The organism is Paenibacillus sp. FSL H3-0333 (genome assembly GCF_038002805.1).
GTDB lineage: Bacteria > Bacillota > Bacilli > Paenibacillales > Paenibacillaceae > Paenibacillus_AQ > Paenibacillus_AQ silagei.
The window spans coordinates 5,000,011-5,020,763 of the sequence record NZ_JBBODG010000001.1 but is presented as its reverse complement, the minus strand read 5'-3'; the positions used below and the strand labels follow the sequence as shown (position 1 = coordinate 5,020,763).

The following is a 20,753-nucleotide window of genomic DNA, read 5'->3' as shown; positions in this document are numbered from 1 at the left end:
AATCAATTACAATAGTGTAATGGATGTGATTCCGTTGTCATATAGTATGACCGGATACGGTCAGTCAGCCCTGCAATACGGCGGACACAAGATAACGTTCGAGGTCAAATCGGTGAATAACCGGTACTGCGAAGTTGTGCTGCGGTTGCCCAGGGAATGGACGGGGTATGAGGATAGGCTGCGCAGAATGGTTCAGGCTCATATCAGACGGGGACGAGTAGATGTTATTATTAATAGAGAACTCACCGACGGGGCGGCTGACACGCATGTGCTGGACCGCCGCAGGGTGAGCTCCTATCTTGATGCAGCGGAGGTACTGGTCCGGGAGTATGGCTTCAAGGGAGAGTTGTCCCTGCGGGATATCCTTGCTATGCCCGGTGTAATGGAACCGAAGGAAGAGACGGCTGCTGCTGACTCCTCCGGAGAACTTGCAGATCTTCTGGAGCAGGGTCTCCAGCTTAGTCTGGAGGCCCTGCTGGAGATGCGCGGACGGGAAGGCTCCTATTTGGCGGCCGATCTGACGCGCAGACTTGACCGTCTGGAAGAGCTGCATGCCGGAATCAGCAGATATGCGCCTCTGGTTGTAGAGGAGCAGCGCGAGAAGCTGCGGCAGCGGCTTAACCTGCTGAATGATGGGAGCTTCCCCTGGGATGAGCATAAATTCGGCATGGAGATGGCTATTTTCGCCGACCGCTGCAATATAGATGAGGAGCTGACCCGGCTTCACAGCCATTTCGGCCAGTGCCGGGCCTTGCTGCTGGGCAGCGAGCCTGCCGGACGCAAGCTTGATTTTCTCATCCAGGAGATGAACAGGGAGACCAACACAATAGGGTCGAAGTGCAGTCATCTGGCGGTTGTGAATCTGACGCTTGATATGAAGGCGGAGCTCGAGAAGATTCGGGAGCAGGCGGCGAACCTGGAATGACAGGAACCAGGGAGCAAGCTATGATGTTACTTATGGGGGGAACAACCGGAACATGGCAATCAAATTAATCAACATCGGCTTTGGGAATATCGTGTCAGCGAACCGCATTATTTCCATTGTCAGCCCGGAATCGGCACCGATTAAGAGAATTATCCAGGAGGCCAGAGACAGGCATATGCTGATCGATGCCACCTACGGGAGGCGGACGCGGGCTGTCATTATTACCGACAGCGACCATGTGATTCTCTCGGCTGTACAGCCTGAGACGGTAGCTCACCGCCTATCCAGCAAAGACGACGATAACGATGAATAACAACAAATGGAGTGTACTATGTCAAAAGGATTGCTGATTATACTATCCGGCCCTTCCGGTGTCGGCAAAGGCACGGTATGCACAGCGCTGCGGCCGAGGATGCCCGAACTCGTCTATTCCGTTTCTGCCACCACACGCATACCGCGTGCGGGTGAAGAGAACGGAGTCAATTATTTTTTCAAATCCAGAGAGCAGTTCGATGAAATGATTGAAGGCGACAAGCTGCTGGAATATGCGGAGTACGTAGGCAATTATTACGGTACTCCGCGTGACTTTGTAGAGAGAACTCTCGAGAGCGGAAGAGATATTATTCTGGAGATCGAGGTTCAGGGAGCGCTCAAGGTCAAGGAGAAATTCCCCGAAGGCATCTTTGTGTTCCTTCTTCCCCCGTCCATGGACGAGCTGAAGGACCGCATACGCGGCCGGGGCACAGAGCATCCTGATGTGATCAGCCACCGCATGTCTGTGGCCGAGGATGAGATTGGTCTGATCCGGCACTATGATTATGCCGTGGTGAATGATGAGATTGATCTGGCCTGCAAGCGAATAGAAAGTATTATTATCGCCGAACATTGTAAGGTGAGATGATCGGTTCTACAGGATTGGTACATTATCCACAGTAAAAGATGAAGAGGTGCCTTACATGCTATATCCATCCATTGACGAACTGGTGACTAAGGTCGACAGCAAGTATTCCCTGGTAGTCGCTTCAGCCCGCCGGGCCAGAGCACTCCGTGAAGGCGGAAAGACCGATATCATCGCTCCGAAATCCCACAAATTCGTTGGGGTTGCACTTGAAGAAATCTATGAAGACCGCATTATAGTAACGCGCGGCGAGGAATAGTCCCCTGAAATGGTGCCGTCCCTTGAATAAGGGCGGCGCAGCCGTTTCTGCCCGCTGAAGCTGTACAATGAAGTGATAATGGCCCGTACCGGGCTGTTCCTGACAACCGGAAGGTTGTTATTTTTTTCTCTATATATAAGAATCAATTGAAGCGCAGGCTTCTTTTAGCGTAAATATGACATAATGAAGCCGTAAATATGAAGATTTTCATTTCTTCTTTTCATAGCAGGTTATAGAATGGGTGCAGATTGAGGAACGGAGGGAGATCAGATTGAAGAGCCTACAAGGGAAGTCGATTATACTCGGAATTACCGGCGGAATTGCTGCGTATAAGGCCGCGGCGCTGACCAGCAAGCTTACCCAGAAGGGCGCCGAGGTGCATGTCATTATGACGTCATCGGCCAAGCAGTTCATTACGGAGCTGACGCTCCAGTCATTGTCGAAGCAGCGGGTGTACAGTGATACGTTCCAGGAGCGGGACCCGTCTTCGATTTCACATATTGATCTGGCTGACGCTGCCGACCTGGTCCTGATTGCGCCGGCTACGGCCAACATTATCGCCAAAATGGCCCACGGGCTGGCAGACGACATGCTGTCCACCACGCTGCTTGCTACAACAGCGCCTATTATGGTAGCTCCGGCGATGAATGTCCATATGTATCAGCATCCGGCGGTCCTCAGCAATATGGATACCCTCTATAACCGAGGTGTTCAGTTTATTGAGCCCGGTGAAGGGCTGCTGGCCTGCGGGTATGTGGGCAAGGGACGGCTGGAGGAGCCGGAAGAGATCGTGAAGGTGGTTGAGAACTTTTTTGTATTGCAGAAGGAGAAGACCTCCGGACCGCTTGCCGGTAAAAAAGTGGTGATTACCGCAGGAGGCACGGTAGAACGTATTGATCCTGTCCGTTATATCTCCAATGATTCCTCGGGTAAAATGGGCTTCGCCCTCGCGCGCGCCGCGCGCGCCATGGGTGCTGCGGTGACGCTAATTGCCGCACGTACCGATGAGGCGCCGCCCCGTGATGCCGGTATCGATCTGGTCCGCGTCCAGTCAGCACAGGAGATGCACGATGCAGTCATGGCCCGCTGGAGTCATTGCGATATTCTTGTGAAAGCAGCGGCGGTTGCGGATTACCGTCCACGCGAGAGCAGTGACTCGAAGATTAAGAAGAGCGGCAGCACTATGACGCTTGAGCTGGTGAAGACGACTGATATTCTGGAGAGCCTAGGCAGAATCAAAGACAAGCAGTTCCTGATCGGCTTTGCCGCCGAGACCGGAAATGCCGAGGTCTATGCCAAGGACAAGCTGGTCCGCAAGAACCTCGATCTGATTGTAGCCAATGATGTGGCCATGGAGGGTGCGGGATTCGGCACGGATACCAACATCGTCAAAGTGTATGATGCCGAAGGCCTGGTGCTGGATCTTCCGCTGGCTTCCAAGGATGAGGTGGCGCGCCGGATTCTGCGGCTGGCGGCTGAGCGTGTTGCCGGAGCCTTATTATAATGGATATTGCCAAGGTCATTGTCGATGTTCCTGTACGCAGCACCGACCGGCCGTTTGACTATATTATCCCGGATGCTCTGAAGCTGTGGATTGAAGTGGGCAGCAGAGTCGCTGTTCCGTTCGGCCCCCGTACGGTCCAGGGGTTCGTAGTGTCCCTGGAATCAGGGGAGACCGGCAGTGTCTCCCGGATGAAGCCGATTGTAGAAGTACTGGATCTGCTTCCTCCCCTATCGCCGGAGCTGGTTGAGCTGGCCGATTGGATGAGCCAAAGATACGCCTGCAGACGGATCTCCGCACTGCAGGCGATGCTTCCGACTGCCCTGAAGGGCAAAGCCGAGCGTTTGATCTCGCTTGGAGATACAGAGGAAGCGTCCAGTGCCCCCGCAGATGAGCTGTTTCCGCTCTTTCTTGAGGCGGACAACGAAGAACAGCAGATCATTGACTTCGTTAGGCGTCACAGTGAAGTATCGATGAAGCTGCTGACCCGTACCTTCCCCGAGGCTGCGGAGACGGTTAAGTTCATGGTGCGGCGCGGAGTCCTGGCAGAGAGCCAGTCGATCAAGGATAAGATGGGCAAAAAGAAGCTCAAGGCCGTTGACCTGGCTATTGGCTTGTCAGCAGCGCGGGAGTCGCTCTCCAGCTTCCCTGCGCGTTCAGCGCGCCAGAAGGAAGTGCTCTCCTATCTGATTGATATGGAAGCCATGCTGCCGATGCCGCTCAAGGATATTCTGGCGATCCTTCAGGTCACTGCGGGTACGGTCAAGACGCTTGCGGACAAAGGGTATATAGAGATCAGCGAAATCGAAGTCTACCGTGACCCCTACCGGGGACGGGACTTCAAGCCAAGCACACCGCTTCCGCTGACAGCGGAGCAGGAGTTTGTCTACAAGCGGATTGTGGGCACTGTTGAGCAGCAGACGCATGAAGTCTTCCTGCTGCACGGGGTGACCGGCAGCGGGAAGACGGAAATCTATCTGCAGACGATCCAGCGCTGCATTGAGCAGGGTCGGCAGGCAGTGGTGCTGGTGCCTGAGATTGCACTGACTCCGCAGATGGTGGAACGGTTCAAGGGCCGGTTCGGCAGCGGGGTGGCGGTGATGCACAGCCGGCTGTCTGTGGGCGAACGTTATGACGAGTGGCGCAAGATCCGCGAAGGCAAGGCGATGGTTGCGGTAGGAGCGCGCTCTGCGGTGTTTGCCCCGTTCGGCAATCTGGGTCTGATTATTATGGATGAAGAGCATGAAGGATCATATAAGCAGGAGGAGAATCCGAAATACCATGCCCGTGATGTGGCTGTCCGCAGGGCAGAGCAGGGCGGGGCCGTGGTGATTCTGGGCTCTGCAACACCATCACTGGAGAGCTATCATGCCGCCAGATCGCAGAGTGACATCCACTTCTCGCCGATTCTGCTGGAGATGCCGAGCCGCGCACTGGGCAACGAGCTGCCGAAGGTGGCTGTCGTTGACATGCGTGAGGAGCTGAAGGAAGGTAACCGCTCCATGTTCAGCCGCAGTCTGCATGCCGCTCTGGTGAGCAGGCTGGAGCGTGGCGAACAGACAGTGCTGCTGCTCAACCGCAGAGGCTTCTCGACCTTCGTCATGTGCCGGAGCTGCGGCTACGTTGCCGGCTGCCCGGAATGCGATATCTCGCTGACCTATCACAGCCGAAGCGACAATCTGCGCTGCCATTACTGTGGGCATGCAGAACCTGCGCCCAAGCTGTGCCCGGAATGCGGCAGTGAGCATATCCGCTTCTTCGGGACAGGCACACAAAGGGTAGAGGAAGAACTGGGCAAGCTGTTCCCCGGTATCCGGGTTATACGTATGGATGTGGACACGACCACGGAGAAGGGCTCGCATGAGAAGCTCCTGAACCAGTTCAGGGACAAGAAGGCCGATGTGCTGCTGGGCACACAGATGGTTGCTAAAGGTCTCGACTTCCCCGATGTAACGCTGGTTGGGGTCATTACTGCGGATTCTGCACTCAATCTGCCTGATTTCCGGGCGGCGGAGAAGACCTTTCAGCTCTTGACGCAGGTTGCCGGCCGCGCGGGCCGGCATCAGCTCCCCGGCGAGGTGGTGGTCCAGTCGTATACACCGGAGCATTATTCGATTATCCATGCCAGCGGGCATGATTACCGTTCATTCGTCCGGGATGAGCTGAAGCACCGCAAAGAGCTGCATTACCCGCCCTATTGCCGTCTGATTCTGGTCACCCTGTCGCATGAGCAGCTTCCGCTGCTGCTGAAGCTTGCGGAGAACTATGCGCTCAGCATTCAGGGCAAAGCCAGACAGCTGCGCTGGTACGGCAGTCTGGACAAGCTCTCCTCGGATGCGCTGGATCTGCTGGGACCGGTGGCCTCGCCGCTGCCCCGGCTGAAGGGGCGTTACCGGTTCCAGTGTATTATCAAATGGCGCGGTGCGATTGACGCCATTGCGCTGGCCCGCCAGGTGGCGGAGGAGCTGGAGGATTCTGTCCGTGATAAGGAGCTGCAGATCAGCATCGATGTCGATCCGCAGATGTTGATGTAATTCTCGGGCGTGTTACAATGGTAAGGCGGTTTTGCCCTGCCGTTTCGGCGAGAAATAGAAGGATAATGTATAGCGAGAAACTATACATTCTTATATTTGAACAAGGATGGTGTTAGTGTAAATGGCAATCAGGCTGATTGTGAAAGAACCGGATGAAGTATTGCACAAAAAAGCGAAGACGGTAACCACCGTTACCCCCAATGTACAAAAACTGCTCGATGATATGGCAGATACGATGTATGACGCGGAAGGCGTAGGTCTCGCAGCCCCGCAGGTAGGAATTCTGAAACGGCTGATTGTAATCGATGCCGATGAGGAGCATGGATTGATCAAGCTGATCAATCCCGAGATTCTCAGTATGGACGGGGAGCAGTTCGGACCCGAAGGCTGCCTGAGTATTCCTGGCCTGAACGGGGATGTCCGCCGTGCGGAGACAGTAACTGTACGTGGCCTGAACCGCGAGGGCGAGGAAGTGACCATTACCGGAAGCGGCCTGCTGGCCCGGGCTTTTCAGCATGAGATCGACCACCTGAATGGCGTGCTGTTCACAGACATTGCTGAGAAGGTCTATGAATACACAGCAGAACGCAGTGAAACTGAGGAGTGAATGAAATGAGAATAGTGTTCATGGGAACACCGGCCTTTGCAGTCCCCTCCCTGTGGATGCTGCTGGAAGAGGGCTATGAGGTAGTGGCTGTGGTGACTCAGCCGGACCGGCCGCAAGGCCGCAAGAAGACGCTGGCCCCATCCCCGGTGAAGGCGGCTGCTCTGGAGCTGGGACTGCCGGTCCTTCAGCCCGAACGGCTGCGCCGCCCTGAATCGGTGGCTGAGCTGGCTGCCTATGAGCCGGATCTGATTGTTACCGCCGCTTATGGACAGATTCTTCCGAAGAGCGTTCTGGAGCTGCCGGCGAACGGATGTGTGAATGTTCATGGCTCACTGCTGCCCAAGTACCGGGGCGGTGCTCCGATACAGCGCTGTATCATGAACGGCGAGAAGGTGACCGGTGTAACACTGATGTATATGGCGGAAGGATTGGACACCGGAGATATGATCTCGCGGGTGGAGGTAGCGATAGAGGATGACGATACTTCAGGCACGCTGTTCGAGAAGCTAAGCGTGGCCGGACGGGAGCTCCTCAAGGCAGAGATGCCGCGACTGGCAGCCGGCCGTGTAGAAGCTGCCGTGCAGGATGACAGTGAAGCAACCTATGCGCCGAATCTAAACCGGGAAGATGAACGGATCGACTGGAGCCGGGGCTCGCTGGAGCTATACAACCAGATTCGCGGCCTGGTGCCGTTCTCGGGTGCGTTCACCCTGTGGAACGGCGAGACCTTCAAGGCATGGGCAGCGGTGAAGCCGCAGGCGGAGGAACAGCCGGGCGGTAGCGCGGCTCCGGGCACCGTGCTGTCCGTGAGCGAACGCGGCGTTGAGGTGAGGACCGGTGACGGGACGCTTCGGCTTACAAGCGTCCAGCCTGCCGGCAAAAAAGCCATGAGCGCAGCCGACTTCAGCCGTGGTGCAACCCTCGCACCCGGCACGGTGCTCGGTTGAGCGCGGGCGGTAAGGGAGGCGGCGGACCGCGTCCGCGTACTTCCGGCAATCAGCCTGCGGCTTCCGGCACAAAGCCTGCCTCCGGCAGAACTGGCGGAGCGGGCCGGAATCGGCCGGGCGGCAAGCCTGCTGCGCCAGCTTCTGCGCGTGAGGTTGCTCTTGATATTCTGGTGCGCGTAGAGCAACAGGGTGCTTACAGCAACCTGCTGCTGGGAAGCAGCCTCCAGAAAGCGGACCTCAGCCGGGAGGATACGGGACTTGCTACAGAGCTGGTGTACGGAACCCTCTCACGGATGATTACCCTCGATTATGTCCTCAGCAGCTTCGTCAGCAAAGGGATGGCCAAGCTGCTGCCCTGGGTAAGGAGCCTGCTGCGGCTAAGCCTGTACCAGATCATGTATCTGGACCGTGTGCCTTCGCATGCAGTTGTTAACGAGGCTGTGAATATCTCCAAGAGACGCGGCCATCAGGGCATCTCGGGAATGGTCAATGGCGTGCTGCGCAGTGTGCTGCGGGCCGGAGATCTGCCGGTCTTGCCTGAGGGGCTGAGCCGGGAAGAGCGGATCTCCATCCTGCACTCCCATCCTCTGTGGATGGTGCAGCGCTGGTCGGCGGAATACGGCCCGGATACGGCAGAAGCCATGTGTGCGGCGAATAATGAGCCGCCCGCAGTCAGTGTTCGTGTCAATACAACAATGATTAGCCGGGAGGCCATGCTGGCAGAACTGCTTGAAGCCGGTCTGGATGCCGCAGAATCGAAGGTGAGTCCTGCCGGGCTGGTTATCAGAGGCGGCGGCAATCTGGCGCTGACCTCCTGGTACCGGGACGGTTATCTGTCCGTTCAGGATGAGAGCTCGATGCTGGTAGCCGAGGTTGTCGCTCCAGAAGCCGGAATGAAGGTGCTGGACTGTTGCGCAGCCCCCGGCGGCAAAAGTGCCCATATGGGCGAGCTGATGAAGGACGAAGGCTCCATATTGGCCAATGATCTGCATGAGCATAAAGCGGGGCTGATTGCCGAGCAGGCAGCACGCCTCGGCCTGGAATGCATTACCACCGCAAGCGGGGATGCCCTGGAACTGGGTGCAGCCCTCCAGCCGGAATCCTATGACCGGATTCTGCTGGACGCTCCTTGCTCGGGGCTTGGGGTCATCCGCCGCAAGCCTGACTTGAAATGGCGCAAGCAGCCGGAGGATATTGCAAGCGTAGCTGCGTTGCAGCTTGAGCTGCTGCAATCGGTCTCCGGGCTGCTCAAGCCGGGAGGCGTGCTGGTCTACAGCACTTGTACTACCGAGCAGGCGGAGAACAGCCGGGTTGTCGCTGCTTTCCTGGAGCGCAATCCCGGCTTCGCGCAGGTCAGCTTCAAGTCAGCCGTCTGGGAGCGGCTGAAGGGAACCGCGCTTGCTGCCGGTGACGGCATGCAGCTGCTCCCGCATCATTATGGCAGCGACGGCTTCTATATTGCCCGGCTGGAGCGACTCTTGTAATATAGTGATTGTGCTTCAGGACTACAGCTTCCCGCCCGCAGATTCCTCCGCGCGGCGGGCTTTTCTTTTACCGGTTCTGAGTTTTGTGTTAAAATAGGAAGAATGAGAAACAATACGCATATAATTTATGAAAGCACAGGTGCAAAAATACAATGAAACCTTTAATATATGATTTTTCTTTAGAAGAGTTGCAGCAATGGGCCAAGGACAATGGAGAGCCGGCTTTTCGCGGCGGGCAGATCTTTGACTGGCTGTATGTGAAGCGGGTCAATGACTTCGAATCCATGAGCAACCTCTCCAAGGCACTCAGAGCCAAGCTGGTTGATCAGTTCAGTATTTCGGCACTCACCGAGATTACGAAGCTGGAGTCCAAGGACGGCACCGTGAAATTCCTGTTCGGTCTGCATGATGATCATGCGATTGAGACAGTTATTATGAAGCATAATTACGGCAACAGCGTGTGTGTGACCACCCAGGTAGGCTGCCGGATCGGCTGTACCTTCTGTGCATCTACCCTTGGCGGACTCAAGCGGGACCTGACTGCAGGGGAGATCGTTGCCCAGGTTGTCCGTTCCCAGCAGATCCTTGATGCGCGCGGCGAACGTGTAAGCAGCATTGTCATTATGGGTACAGGCGAACCCTTCGAGAACTATGATGCAACCATGAGATTCCTGCGTCTGATGATCCATGAGAAGGGCCTGAATATTGGCCAGCGCCATATCACAGTATCCACCAGCGGAATTGTGCCGAACATCTACAAATTCGCGGATGAAGATACACAGATTAATCTGGCGATCTCGATTCACGCTCCTAACGATACGCTCCGTTCCAAGCTGATGCCGGTGAACCGCCGTTATCCGTTCGACGATGTAATCGAGTCCCTGCGCTACTATCAGGCTAAGACAGGCCGCCGGATCAGCTTCGAGTACGCCTTGATCGGCGGCGTGAATGATCAGAAGGAGCATGCAGAGGAGCTGGCGGGTGTGCTCAAGACCATGCTCTGCCATGTGAACCTGATTCCGGTCAATCATGTGCCTGAGCGCAAGTATGTCCGGACTTCCCGCAATGATATCTTTGAATTTCAGCGTATACTGGCCGATCATGGCGTGAATGTTACCATCCGCCGTGAGCAAGGCCATGATATTGCGGCCGCATGCGGACAGCTGCGCGCCAAACATATGGAGTTGGGGTGAGGATATTTGATCAGAACAGTTCAAGCCAGCGACATTGGCCGGGTACGTACCGTCAATGAGGATTCAGTCTGGATCGGCGCTACGCGCCACGGTTATACCCTCGGCATTATTGCCGACGGGATGGGGGGGCATCTGGCTGGCGATACCGCGAGCAGGCTTGCACTTGAGACGGTCAGGGGTATTCTGGATCAGCTGGAGCCTGATCTCCCGGAGGCAGAGCTGAAGGAAGCGCTGACTACCGCCATCATGGAAGCCAATAACACAGTTCACAGAGAAGCTCAGAGCGATGAGAAGCTCCATAATATGGGGACCACCATCGTTGCTGCACTGCTGAAAGGGTCGGCAGGCTATATCGGCCATATCGGAGACAGCAGGGCTTATCTGATCCGGGACGGTGAAGCCAGGCAGCTAACCGAGGACCATACGCTGGTGAATGAGCTGTTCAGGAACGGCCAGATCAGTCTGGAGGAGCTGGATAATCATCCGCGCCGCAATGTGCTTACCAGGGCGCTGGGGACGGATACAGTGGTATCCGCGGATCTGGCATATGTTACGCTTGCAATTGGTGAGCTCCTGCTGCTGTGCAGTGATGGACTCAGCAATTATGTCAGTCTGGAGCATCTGGGCAAGGTAGCCGGAATCAATGAAATATCTCTGGAAGAAAGAGCAGAGCGATTACTTCAACTGGCATTGCTTGCGGGCGGCAGCGATAATATAAGCGTTGCTATGCTGGAACACCAAGGAGAGGCCGCAGTGCCCGAGACAAAGGAGTGGGAAAGATGATCGGTCACGAATTGGGCGGCCGTTACCAAGTCATCGAACGGATCGGCGGAGGAGGCATGGCGCTTGTCTATAGAGCCCATGATATTCTGCTTAACCGGAATGTTGCTATCAAAGTACTGCGCAATCAATTTGTGCATGATGAGGAATTCATCCGCCGGTTCCGGCGGGAGGCGCAATCAGCTGCATCATTATCTCATCCCAACGTAGTCAGCATATACGATGTCGGCCAGGAAGATGAAGTCCATTATATCGTTATGGAATATATTGAAGGCAAGAACCTGAATGAGATTATCAAAGAGCGGGCACCGATGCAGGTGGATGAATCCGTGCGGATTGCCTCGCAGATTTGTGATGCGCTGGATCATGCGCATATGAACCAGATTATTCACCGCGATATTAAGCCTCATAATATTCTGATTGGACGTAACGGGCGGGTTAAGGTTACCGACTTCGGGATCGCCCGGGCGGTTACGTCCACTACGATTACCCAGACGGGGTCTGTGGTCGGTTCCGTGCATTATTTCTCGCCGGAGCATGCCAAGGGCGTAACTACAGGCGAGAAGTCGGACCTCTACTCCCTGGGCATCGTACTGTATCAGATGCTTACGGGTGTATTGCCTTTCTTAGGGGAGAGTCCGATCAGCGTGGCGCTGAAGCATCTGCAGGAGGAATTCGAGGAGCCGCGACTGCTGAATCCGCTGATTCCGCAAAGCGTGGAGAATGTAATCCTGAAGTCGATGCGCAAGAACCCGGAGGAGCGCTACCAGTCGGCCAAGCAAATGCTGCAGGATCTGGAGACCTGTCTGCTGCCTGAACGGCGCAGCGAAGCCAAGATGCTGTTCCAGGACGATGATGATGAGGACAGAACACGCATCATTCCGGCGATCAAGCCGCTGCAGCGCGGGCTAAGCAGCCGTGGCGGCGGAGAGGAGCGAATCCGCAGTATGGAGGAAGCTCCGCCGCCTGCTGCTGTGAAGCGCAAGGGCCGTGCAGCGCTGTGGATCAGCCTTACGCTGGTCGTGTTAATCGCCATGTCCGGAATTGTCTGGTATGTCAATTCCAAGCTGTCGGTTGATGAAGTTTCGGTGCCTGCGGTGACGGGGAAGACCTTCCAGGAGGCCAAGGCTGAGCTTGAGGCTGTGGGGCTGTTTGCCGAGGAGCCCGCGCTGGTTGAGTATAATCCTAATTTCGAAGAGAATATTGTCTGGAAGCAGAACAAGACCAATACGATGGTCAAAGAAGGAACTCATATTATTCTGACGGTAAGTGCCGCCAAGGTGCTTCCGAAGCTTAAGGATGTCTCTAACCTGAGTTATGACGATGCCGTCAAGGAGTTGATCGCGCTTGGCATAGCCCAGAGCAGAATCACTCCTGATGAACGCTTCAGTGAGGAATTTGCCAAGGGTAAGGTCATTAGCTCTGAGCCTGCCGCAGACACTGAATATGATCCTGATACGGTAACTATCAAGCTAATCGTGAGCAAAGGTAAAGAAAGCACCCAAATGCCGGATCTCATCGGGAAGACGGAGAAGGAAGCCAAGGCTGCGCTGGAGAGTGTAGGTCTAGTGCTGGATGCGGTCAAGGAAGAGCCAAGCTTCACTTACAAGAAGGGTGAGGTTACGAAGCAGTGGGCCTATGAGGCAGGGGATCTGGTCCCTCCAGGCGAGAAGATTACGATCTACATCAGCACAGGGTATCCCCCGGAAGCTCTGGAATTTACGTTCAATGTTCCAGTATCACCGGCTGCGGAGGGCAAGAAGAGCAAGATCCGTATTGTGTTTGCCGATGCGCGCAACGGAGGCGAGAACCAGGAGTGGGGCACCCGCACGATTGGCAAAAGCCAGATCTTATCCGTGAACATGCTGCTTGCCCCTAACAAAGATGGTATGGTATCAGTATACCGGGACGGGGAGTTCCTGGAGACTTATCCGATCACTTATGTCGATGTCAAGAATAACACGGTGCAGCAGCCTGAACCGCCTCCGGTGGAGACACAGACGCCTGCACCGACAGTTGCTCCTACCGAGCCTGTTCAGCCTACTGAGACTCCGGCTCCCGAGCCGACAGCAGAGCCGGCGATTATTCCGCCGGACACTGGAGAAGGAGAGGTGACGGGCGAGACGGACCAGACGGGTTATGTTCCGGGTGACGGACAGAATAACAATGAGCTGGCTTCCGCCCTCAGCAAGGGAAAAGCTAACGGTAAGGGCTCTGACAACAAGCCAGGCAAAGATAAAGGCCATAAATAATAGAACAGAGATAAGCTTCAGCCGGGCTGCCGGGAATACGGGCAGGGCTGAAGCAGCGAAATGACCCGGGGTTTTACACACTTGGGTCATTTGCGTAAATATCAGGAGAGGAAGGCTCAGCATGTATGCCTGAAGGAATCATAATCAAAGCGTTAAGCGGATATTACTATGTTAAGCCGCTCAAGGATGAACAGATTGTAACTGAGGAAGAGGCGGTACAGTGCCGGGGGCGCGGCATTCTGAAGAAGAAAGGGATTGCGCCGCTGGTCGGTGACCGGGTAATCTATGTGCTGACCGAGAACGGAGAGGGCATGGTAGATGAGCTGCTTCCCCGTGAATCGGAGCTGATCCGTCCGCAGGTGGCTAACGTGAAGCTCGCGGTGCTGCTGTTCTCCGTGCGGGAGCCGGATATGAATCTTAATCTGCTGGACAAGTTCCTGGTTCATATCGAGCATTCCGGCCTGGAGACACTGATTGTGCTCACGAAGCAGGATCTGGCCGATGATGAAGGGCAGGCTACGGAAGCCGTCAAAGCTCTATATGAGCAGATTGGTTACGAGGTCATGGTCACAAGCTCGCTGAACGGATCAGGTGCGGATGAGCTGCGTCAGCGTCTGGCCGGTATCATCAGCGTCTTCTCGGGACAATCGGGCGTTGGGAAGTCCACACTGCTCAACCGCCTTGTACCGGGCCTGGCGCTGGAGACAGGAGAGATTAGCCTCCGTCTCGGGCGCGGACGGCACACCACACGCCATGTAGAGCTGATGGATATAGGTAATGGAGGATTTGTGGCCGACACTCCGGGCTTCAGCCAGCTGGATTTCCTGGAGCTGGGAGTGGATGAGCTGTCCGTGTGCTTCCGGGAGTTCGCCTCTTATGCGGAGAACTGCAAATTCCGCGGCTGCAGCCATCTGCACGAACCGGGCTGCAAGGTGATAGAAGCCTGGAAGTCCGGGGATATTGCAGATAGCCGTTACGAGCATTACAAGCTGTTCTTTAATGAAATGAAAGATAAAAAGCGGAGGTACTAAACTTATGGTAAAAATTGCTCCTTCCATATTGTCAGCAGATTTCGCAGCGCTTGGCGCAGAGGTGGCCGAAGCGGAAGCCAGCGGTGCGGACTGGATTCATGTAGATGTGATGGACGGACATTTTGTGCCGAATATTACGCTGGGTCCCGCGATTGTGTCCGCGGTGAGATCCCATACTTCTTTACCTCTAGATGTACATTTAATGATTGAGAACCCGGAACGCTATATCGCTGATTTTGCGGCAGCGGGCGCTTCTGTGATTACGGTACACGCCGAAGCCTGCGTGCATCTGCATCGTGTAATCCATCAGATCAAGGAGCTCGGCCTGATGGCAGGGGTGGCCATTAATCCGGCTACGCCGGCTGCTGCGGTGCGTGAGGTCCTGGAGGATGTGGATATGGTGCTTGTGATGACCGTCAATCCGGGCTTCGGCGGGCAGGCCTTCATTCCGCGCACACTGCATAAGATTACGCAGCTCCGGGAGTGGGCTGAAGAGATCCGTCACAAGGGTCTGCTTATCGAGGTAGACGGCGGAGTAGCCGAAGCTACGGCACCGCTTGTAGCTGAAGCAGGGGCGGATGTGCTTGTGGCAGGTAATGCAGTGTTCGGCCGCAGTGACCGCGCAGGAGCGATCAAGGCCATTCGAGAGGCGGCGGACAGCGCTGTCCGGCAATAGGTGATAACGCGCATTTACTATTGAACGAATTGACCCTCAATCTGCTGCATTCGCATACGGAAGGTATAGGCCAAGTTGTGGTCGCATAAATATGGTTACATGAGCAGAAATCTCATGTAGCCTTTTTTGCGGAGGTCTGCAATCGATGGTATATTTTTCATCTAGACAGGATAGTCTCCTACTGCACGGCATGAATTGATGGGAGGGTTAACTATGAAATTTTATACGTTCAAGCTGCCAAGATTTTTGGGAGGTTTTGTTAAAGCGATTTTGAACACGTTTCAGAAGAGTTAGGTTAAAGAAGACAAGTAAATATGAAAAAAAGCACCTTACGAATGTAAAGGGTGCTTTTTGCTACAAATATAATATCTCTTCTATTCTCGCTGAAACGGATACCGTCTGTGTAAGAACGGCATGTCCGTTTCTACTTGGTATGAGATATCGCCAGGCCCGGTAATGATCGGAAACTAGACGCGTTCAACTTTACCGGATTTCAAAGCACGGGTGCTGACGTACACGCGTTTCGGTTTGCCGTTCACCAAGATACGAACCTTCTGAACGTTAACTCCCCAAGAGCGACGGTTGCGGTTGTTAGCGTGAGACACGTGGTTACCGCTGCCCGGTTTCTTGCCTGTTACTGTACATGTGCGGGACATAGATTACACCTCCTTGTTACTTACACCTGCGTAAAACAATACTTGAATATCATATCACAGCAAAAATTGCTTCGTCAACCGATTCAAAAACATTTATTTCTGCAGACTCTTATAGTACAATATAAATTAGTGCATTATGTCCAGTTGATCATCGAATTGATTAGGCATGAAGTTAGGAAGGGGAATTCTCATTGAGTAAGCGTTCTATAAACGGGACAGATTTTACCGCAATGGTACTAGCCGGTGCGGAAATGCTGCAGCAGCATGCCGAGCATGTCAATTCATTGAATGTGTTTCCGGTGCCGGATGGCGATACGGGCACGAACATGAATCTGACCATGACCGCAGGCGCGAACGAATTGAAGAGAAACAACACAGCCTCTGTCGGTCAATGTGCGGGAGTGCTGTCGAAGGGACTATTGATGGGCGCGCGGGGGAACTCCGGCGTTATTTTGTCACAGCTGTTCAGAGGTCTTGGACGTTATGCGGCCCAATATGATGAGCTTAACACACAGCAGTTCGCTGCAGCACTGCAGACCGGGGTAGATACCGCCTATAAGGCAGTGGTGAAGCCGGTTGAAGGCACCATTCTTACGGTTGCCAAGGAAGCTGCAAGACATGCAGTGTATTATGCACGCCGCACAACGGATATTATCGAGCTGATGACCGAAGTCCTTGCCAAAGCCAAGGAAGCCTTGGCGCATACACCTGAGCTGCTGCCTGTGCTGAAGCAGGTGGGCGTGGTGGATTCGGGTGGCCAGGGTCTGGTCTACATCTATGAAGGTTTCCACCAGCATCTGACCAGCGGAGCAGTCTCAGCACCTGTACAGACTCCTGTGCAAGGACAAGCTGCGGTCCCTGTATCTGTGCCGGCGCCGGTGTTAACCAAACCTGAGCATGCGTTGTCCTCCGTACAATCTTCCGCGCAATCACAGCTCCATACGGAAGACATTGAATTTTTATATGATATGGAATTTTTCATTAACCGTCAGCTTGGCGCATCCGTGAAAGCGGATTTTGATGAGGAAGCTTTTCGGAAAGCGTTATCAGTTAACGGGGATTCAATCATCGTCATCTCGGATGATGAGACAATCAAGGTGCATGTGCATTCCAAGACTCCCGGAGAGGTGCTTAACCTGGCGCTCGTCCACGGGGAGATTACCCAGATTCACATTCTTAACATGCGTGAGCAGCACCGCGATCTGTTGACTGCCGGTATGGACATCGCACCGATGCCGGATGTCTTCGCCGATATTCCGGAAGAGAAGGCCAGCGTGCAGGCGCCGGCGGTTCCTCCTGCGGATGATTTGGCGCCGTACGGCTTCATTGCGGTCTCCTCGGGAGACGGAATCTCGGATATCTTCCGCAGTCTGGGTGTCGATGCGATCCTGGCCGGGGGCCAGACGATGAATCCCAGCACAGAGGATTTCGTGAATGCGATCTCTTCCATTTCAGCGAAGCATATCTACATTCTGCCGAATAACTCTAATATCGTCCTGGCTGCGCAGCAGGCCAAGGATCTGCTGGAGGGCGAACGTGAGATTACAGTGATTCCAAGCAAGAGTATCCCCCAGGGGATCTCGGCTGCTTTTGCCTTCCAGGAAGAGGATGCGGTTGATACCAACACCAGCAATATGCTGGAGGCGATTGCCCAGGTCAAATCCGGACAGATTACCAATGCTGTACGGGATACTGTGATGGAGAATCTGGAGATCAAATCCGGTCAGTATATCGGCATCGAGAGCTCCAAGATTGTTGCAGCTGCCGATGATTTGCTTACGGTCAGCAAGCAACTGCTGTCAAGCATGCTGGTGAATGGTGACGAGATCGTTACTGTGCTGACCGGTGCAGACACCGAGGCGGATATTACGGATGCCCTCGGCAGCTGGCTGGAAGAGACGTACCCGCAGGTTGAGGTAGAGATTCATGAAGGCGGCCAGCCGCTGTACTATTATCTTTTCTCAGTTGAGCCGTAGAATCTCTTACTCTTAAGTGCCCTAATCAAGCAGAGTGGAGCAGCCAAATCATAGTATGGGGAGGAACATTATGAATCGTACCGTAATCGTTACCGACAGCACATCCGATATCCCGCCTGCTCTGGCGGAGCAGTACGGCATTGAAGTCGTTCCGCTGACGCTGATGTTCGGCGAAGAGGCATTCCGGGATAATGTGGATATGACTCCGGAACAGTTCTACGAGCGTCTTCCCCGCTCGCCGCAATTGCCGACCACTTCGCAGCCGTCTCCTGTAGAATATATGAATGTGTACCGCCGTATACAGGAGCAGCATCCGGGCAGCTCAATCTTGTCCTTCCACATCTCCTCCGGCTTAAGCGGCACCTACCAGTCTGCTGTCATGGCCAAATCCATGCTGGAAGAGGAGGGAGAAGCTATCACCGTGGTAGATAGCCTCTCCGCCTCCTACGGCTTCGGGTTCATGGTCGTGGAAGCCGCCCGGCTGGCGGAGCAGGGGCATGCTCCTGCGGAGATTCTGGCGAAGGTGGAGAGTCTGCGCCAATCCCGCAAGCTGTATTTCCTTGTGGATACATTGGAATATCTGCAAAAGGGCGGGAGAATCGGCAAGGCATCGGCCATCCTGGGTACGCTGCTCAATATCAAGCCGATCCTGTCCATTGATGCGGAAGGCATTATCTATGCGGTAGAGAAGGTCAGGGGACGTAAGAAGGCAGTCGCCCGCATGATCGAGCTGTTCAAGGCAGATCTGCCGGGTGTGAATACAATACATGTGGCCGTGGGTCATACAGCTGAACCGGCTTCCGGCGAAGAGTTCCTGCGGGAATTAGCCGGACATTTCACCTTGAAAGAGAAGGTTCTGACCAATGTCGGCCCTGTCGTGGGCAGCCATGTCGGGAACGGAACCTTAGCCGTATTCATCTGGCCCGCCTAAGTATAGGGGATGAACATGGTGCTTACTTTGGATTCAATTGAAGTGAAACAAATAACTGGCGTGAGCGCTCAAAAGCAAAGTGAGCTTCACGCCTTTGGCGTCTTTACAGTGAAGGACTTGCTGGAGTATTACCCTTTCCGGTATGAGGATTTCCGTCCGAAATCTCTCAGTGAGGTCAAGCACGGCGATAAGGCAACCGTGGTAGCCAAGGTCATCGGTATTCCGGTGCTCCAGCGCTTCGGGGGCAAGTCCCGCATGAGCTGCAAGATGGTGGCAGAGCCGTGGATGTTCACTGCTACGTGGTTCAACCAGCATTATGCGCGTGAACAACTGACGGTCGGCCGTGAAGTGGTTCTGACGGGGAAGTGGGACCAGAAGCGGAATCAGATCACGGTGACCAACTATGAATTCCCGGACCGGGGCGAAGGCAAGACAGGAACACTGCAACCGGTATACTCGATCGGGGGCAAGATTACACAGTCCTGGATTCGCCGAATTATTGGCCAGGCTCTGCAGCAGTACGGGGACCTGATCCCGGAGATTCTGCCGCACAGCATTATGCGCAAATATGACTTCATGTCACGCAAGCGGGCCATTGCCACGATCCATCAGCCGGAGGATACGCGCGAGGGCCAGCAGGGAAGGCGCCGGATGGTGTATGAGGAGCTGTTTCTGTTCCAGCTCAAGGTACAAGCCTTCCGCGTGCTGAACCGTGGCCGGATGGATGGTGTAGTTCATACGGTGGACAATGCAACAGTAAGGCAATTCGTGCGCAGCCTGCCGTTTGAGCTGACCGATGCCCAGAAGCATGTGGAGCTGGAGATTCTGCAGGATATGCGTTCAGGGTATTGCATGAACAGGCTGCTTCAAGGCGATGTGGGCTCCGGCAAAACTGTACTCGCGGCCATAGCGCTCTACGCGACTGTAAGATCCGGATTTCAGGGTGCACTGATGGTGCCGACTGAAATCCTGGCAGAGCAGCATATGCGCTCGCTTACGAGGATGTTTGAACCGTTCGGCATCACCGTGGGCTTGCTGACTGGGAGCGTATCCGGCCGCAAACGGAAGGACCTGCTGGCCTCTCTACAGATGGGTATGCTGGATGTGGTTGTCGGAACCCATGCCCTGATTCAGGAGGATGTCTTCTTCCGCAGCCTGGGGCTTGTGGTTACGGATGAGCAGCACCGCTTCGGGGTGAACCAGCGCAGTGTTCTGCGGCGCAAGGGGTACAACCCGGATGTGCTGACGATGACCGCTACTCCGATTCCGAGGACGCTGGCGATCACCGTCTTTGGCGATATGGATGTGTCTACGCTGTCCGAACGGCCGAAGGGGCGTGTGCCGATCACCACCTACTGGGTGAAGCCGGATCTGATGGAGCGGGTGATGAACCTGATCAGCCGCGAGATCGGGCAGGGGAGGCAAGCTTACCTGATCTGTCCGCTGATTGAGGAGTCGGAGAAGCTGGATGTGCAGAATGCGATTGATCTGCATGTGCAGATGTCGCAGGCTTTTCCGGATTATAAGGTGGGCTTGCTTCACGGGAGAATGACGCCGTCTGAGAAGGATGAAGTCATGCGGAACTTCTACAGTAACGAACTGCAGCTTCTGGTGTCTACAACGGTCGTAGAGGTCGGTGTCGATGTCCCGAATGCTACGCTGATGATCATCATGGACGCTGACCGCTTCGGGCTGTCTCAGCTGCATCAGCTGCGCGGCCGGGTGGGCAGAGGGGAGCATGCTTCCTACTGTGTGCTGATGGCTGATCCGAAGTCGGAGATCGGTCGTGAACGGATGACCGCGATGACAGATACGGATGACGGGTTCGAGGTATCACGGCGGGATCTGGAGCTGCGGGGACCGGGGGATTTCTTCGGGACGAAGCAGAGCGGCCTGCCGGAATTCCGTCTGGCGGATATGACTGCTGACTTCGAGACGCTTGAGCAGGCGCGCGATGATGCCGCTGAGCTGCTGCGGGAGGCTTCATTCTGGACCTCGGCAGATGTTGCGCCGCTGCGCGGGTATTTACAGCAGGAACAAATTTTCCAGGGGGATTTAATTGACTGAACAGGCACATCCGGGCACCTGCCCTCATATACTGTG

The 20,753-nt window shown here is 54.9% G+C and carries 19 protein-coding genes; 18 read left to right on the top strand and 1 reads right to left on the bottom strand.

Annotated elements, in window-relative coordinates; all coding sequences use genetic code 11:
* The first annotated feature begins 34 nt into the window (after positions 1-34).
* The 15 genes from MHH78_RS22520 to spoVM all read left to right on the top strand — a co-directional run bounded on the left by MHH78_RS22520 (position 35) and on the right by spoVM (position 15,381).
* Positions 35-925 carry a YicC/YloC family endoribonuclease gene (locus MHH78_RS22520; RefSeq protein WP_340941330.1) on the top strand — a complete coding sequence of 297 codons (891 nt, stop codon included), beginning with the start codon at positions 35-37 and terminating at the stop codon, positions 923-925.
* A gap of 52 nt (positions 926-977) precedes the next feature.
* A complete protein-coding gene (gene remA, locus MHH78_RS22515) occupies positions 978-1,238 on the top strand; it encodes an extracellular matrix/biofilm regulator RemA (RefSeq protein WP_006209218.1) in 261 nt (86 codons plus the stop codon).
* Between the two features lie 18 nt (positions 1,239-1,256).
* A complete protein-coding gene (gmk, locus tag MHH78_RS22510) occupies positions 1,257-1,826 on the top strand; it encodes a guanylate kinase (RefSeq protein WP_341168861.1) in 570 nt (189 codons plus the stop codon).
* Positions 1,827-1,881: 55 nt separating this feature from the next.
* Complete coding sequence (gene rpoZ / locus MHH78_RS22505; protein ID WP_076074388.1) at positions 1,882-2,082, top strand: DNA-directed RNA polymerase subunit omega; 201 nt, start codon at positions 1,882-1,884, stop codon at positions 2,080-2,082.
* A gap of 271 nt (positions 2,083-2,353) precedes the next feature.
* Positions 2,354-3,586 (top strand): bifunctional phosphopantothenoylcysteine decarboxylase/phosphopantothenate--cysteine ligase CoaBC, encoded by a 1,233-nt coding sequence (coaBC, locus tag MHH78_RS22500; RefSeq protein WP_339256037.1) that lies wholly within the window; start codon positions 2,354-2,356, stop codon positions 3,584-3,586.
* Positions 3,586-6,117 carry a primosomal protein N' gene (gene priA / locus MHH78_RS22495; protein ID WP_341168860.1) on the top strand — a complete coding sequence of 844 codons (2,532 nt, stop codon included), beginning with the start codon at positions 3,586-3,588 and terminating at the stop codon, positions 6,115-6,117. The genes coaBC and priA overlap by 1 nt, the downstream gene beginning before the upstream one ends.
* Before the next feature lie 121 nt (positions 6,118-6,238).
* Positions 6,239-6,724, top strand: coding sequence for a peptide deformylase (def, locus tag MHH78_RS22490; protein ID WP_036694508.1), 486 nt, complete (start codon positions 6,239-6,241; stop codon positions 6,722-6,724).
* A 5-nt stretch (positions 6,725-6,729) separates the two neighbouring features.
* Positions 6,730-7,671, top strand: a complete 942-nt coding sequence (fmt, locus tag MHH78_RS22485; protein ID WP_341168859.1) for a methionyl-tRNA formyltransferase — start codon at positions 6,730-6,732, stop codon at positions 7,669-7,671.
* A complete protein-coding gene (gene rsmB, locus MHH78_RS22480) occupies positions 7,668-9,155 on the top strand; it encodes a 16S rRNA (cytosine(967)-C(5))-methyltransferase RsmB (RefSeq protein WP_341168858.1) in 1,488 nt (495 codons plus the stop codon). Before fmt ends, rsmB begins: the two co-directional genes overlap by 4 nt.
* A 152-nt stretch (positions 9,156-9,307) precedes the next feature.
* Positions 9,308-10,348 carry a 23S rRNA (adenine(2503)-C(2))-methyltransferase RlmN gene (gene rlmN / locus MHH78_RS22475; protein WP_036729399.1) on the top strand — a complete coding sequence of 347 codons (1,041 nt, stop codon included), beginning with the start codon at positions 9,308-9,310 and terminating at the stop codon, positions 10,346-10,348.
* A gap of 6 nt (positions 10,349-10,354) precedes the next feature.
* Positions 10,355-11,131, top strand: coding sequence for a Stp1/IreP family PP2C-type Ser/Thr phosphatase (locus MHH78_RS22470; protein WP_036729396.1), 777 nt, complete (start codon positions 10,355-10,357; stop codon positions 11,129-11,131).
* On the top strand, positions 11,128-13,380 hold the full coding sequence (pknB, locus tag MHH78_RS22465) for a Stk1 family PASTA domain-containing Ser/Thr kinase (RefSeq protein ID WP_341168857.1): 2,253 nt from the start codon (positions 11,128-11,130) through the stop codon (positions 13,378-13,380). The genes MHH78_RS22470 and pknB overlap by 4 nt, the downstream gene beginning before the upstream one ends.
* A 125-nt stretch (positions 13,381-13,505) precedes the next feature.
* Complete coding sequence (gene rsgA, locus MHH78_RS22460) at positions 13,506-14,411, top strand: ribosome small subunit-dependent GTPase A (protein WP_036729391.1); 906 nt, start codon at positions 13,506-13,508, stop codon at positions 14,409-14,411.
* A 4-nt stretch (positions 14,412-14,415) separates the two neighbouring features.
* Positions 14,416-15,087, top strand: a complete 672-nt coding sequence (gene rpe / locus MHH78_RS22455) for a ribulose-phosphate 3-epimerase (RefSeq protein ID WP_341168856.1) — start codon at positions 14,416-14,418, stop codon at positions 15,085-15,087.
* Between the two features lie 213 nt (positions 15,088-15,300).
* A complete protein-coding gene (spoVM, locus tag MHH78_RS22450) occupies positions 15,301-15,381 on the top strand; it encodes a stage V sporulation protein SpoVM (protein WP_020431362.1) in 81 nt (26 codons plus the stop codon).
* Between the two features lie 173 nt (positions 15,382-15,554).
* Here the strand turns inward: spoVM and rpmB are convergent, their stop codons facing one another.
* Positions 15,555-15,743 carry a 50S ribosomal protein L28 gene (gene rpmB / locus MHH78_RS22445; protein WP_076074411.1) on the bottom strand — a complete coding sequence of 63 codons (189 nt, stop codon included), beginning with the start codon at positions 15,741-15,743 and terminating at the stop codon, positions 15,555-15,557.
* A gap of 191 nt (positions 15,744-15,934) precedes the next feature.
* Between rpmB and MHH78_RS22440 the strand changes: the two genes are divergently transcribed.
* From MHH78_RS22440 to recG, 3 genes are all read left to right on the top strand, one after another.
* Entirely contained in the window at positions 15,935-17,719 is a 1,785-nt protein-coding gene (locus tag MHH78_RS22440) for a DAK2 domain-containing protein (RefSeq protein ID WP_341168855.1), read from the top strand.
* Positions 17,720-17,789: 70 nt separating this feature from the next.
* Entirely contained in the window at positions 17,790-18,650 is an 861-nt protein-coding gene (locus tag MHH78_RS22435; protein ID WP_036729383.1) for a DegV family protein, read from the top strand.
* 15 nt (positions 18,651-18,665) lie between these two features.
* Positions 18,666-20,717: an ATP-dependent DNA helicase RecG gene (gene recG / locus MHH78_RS22430; RefSeq protein ID WP_340941316.1), complete on the top strand. Its 2,052-nt coding sequence runs from the start codon at positions 18,666-18,668 to the stop codon at positions 20,715-20,717.
* The last annotated feature ends 36 nt before the right edge of the window (positions 20,718-20,753 follow it).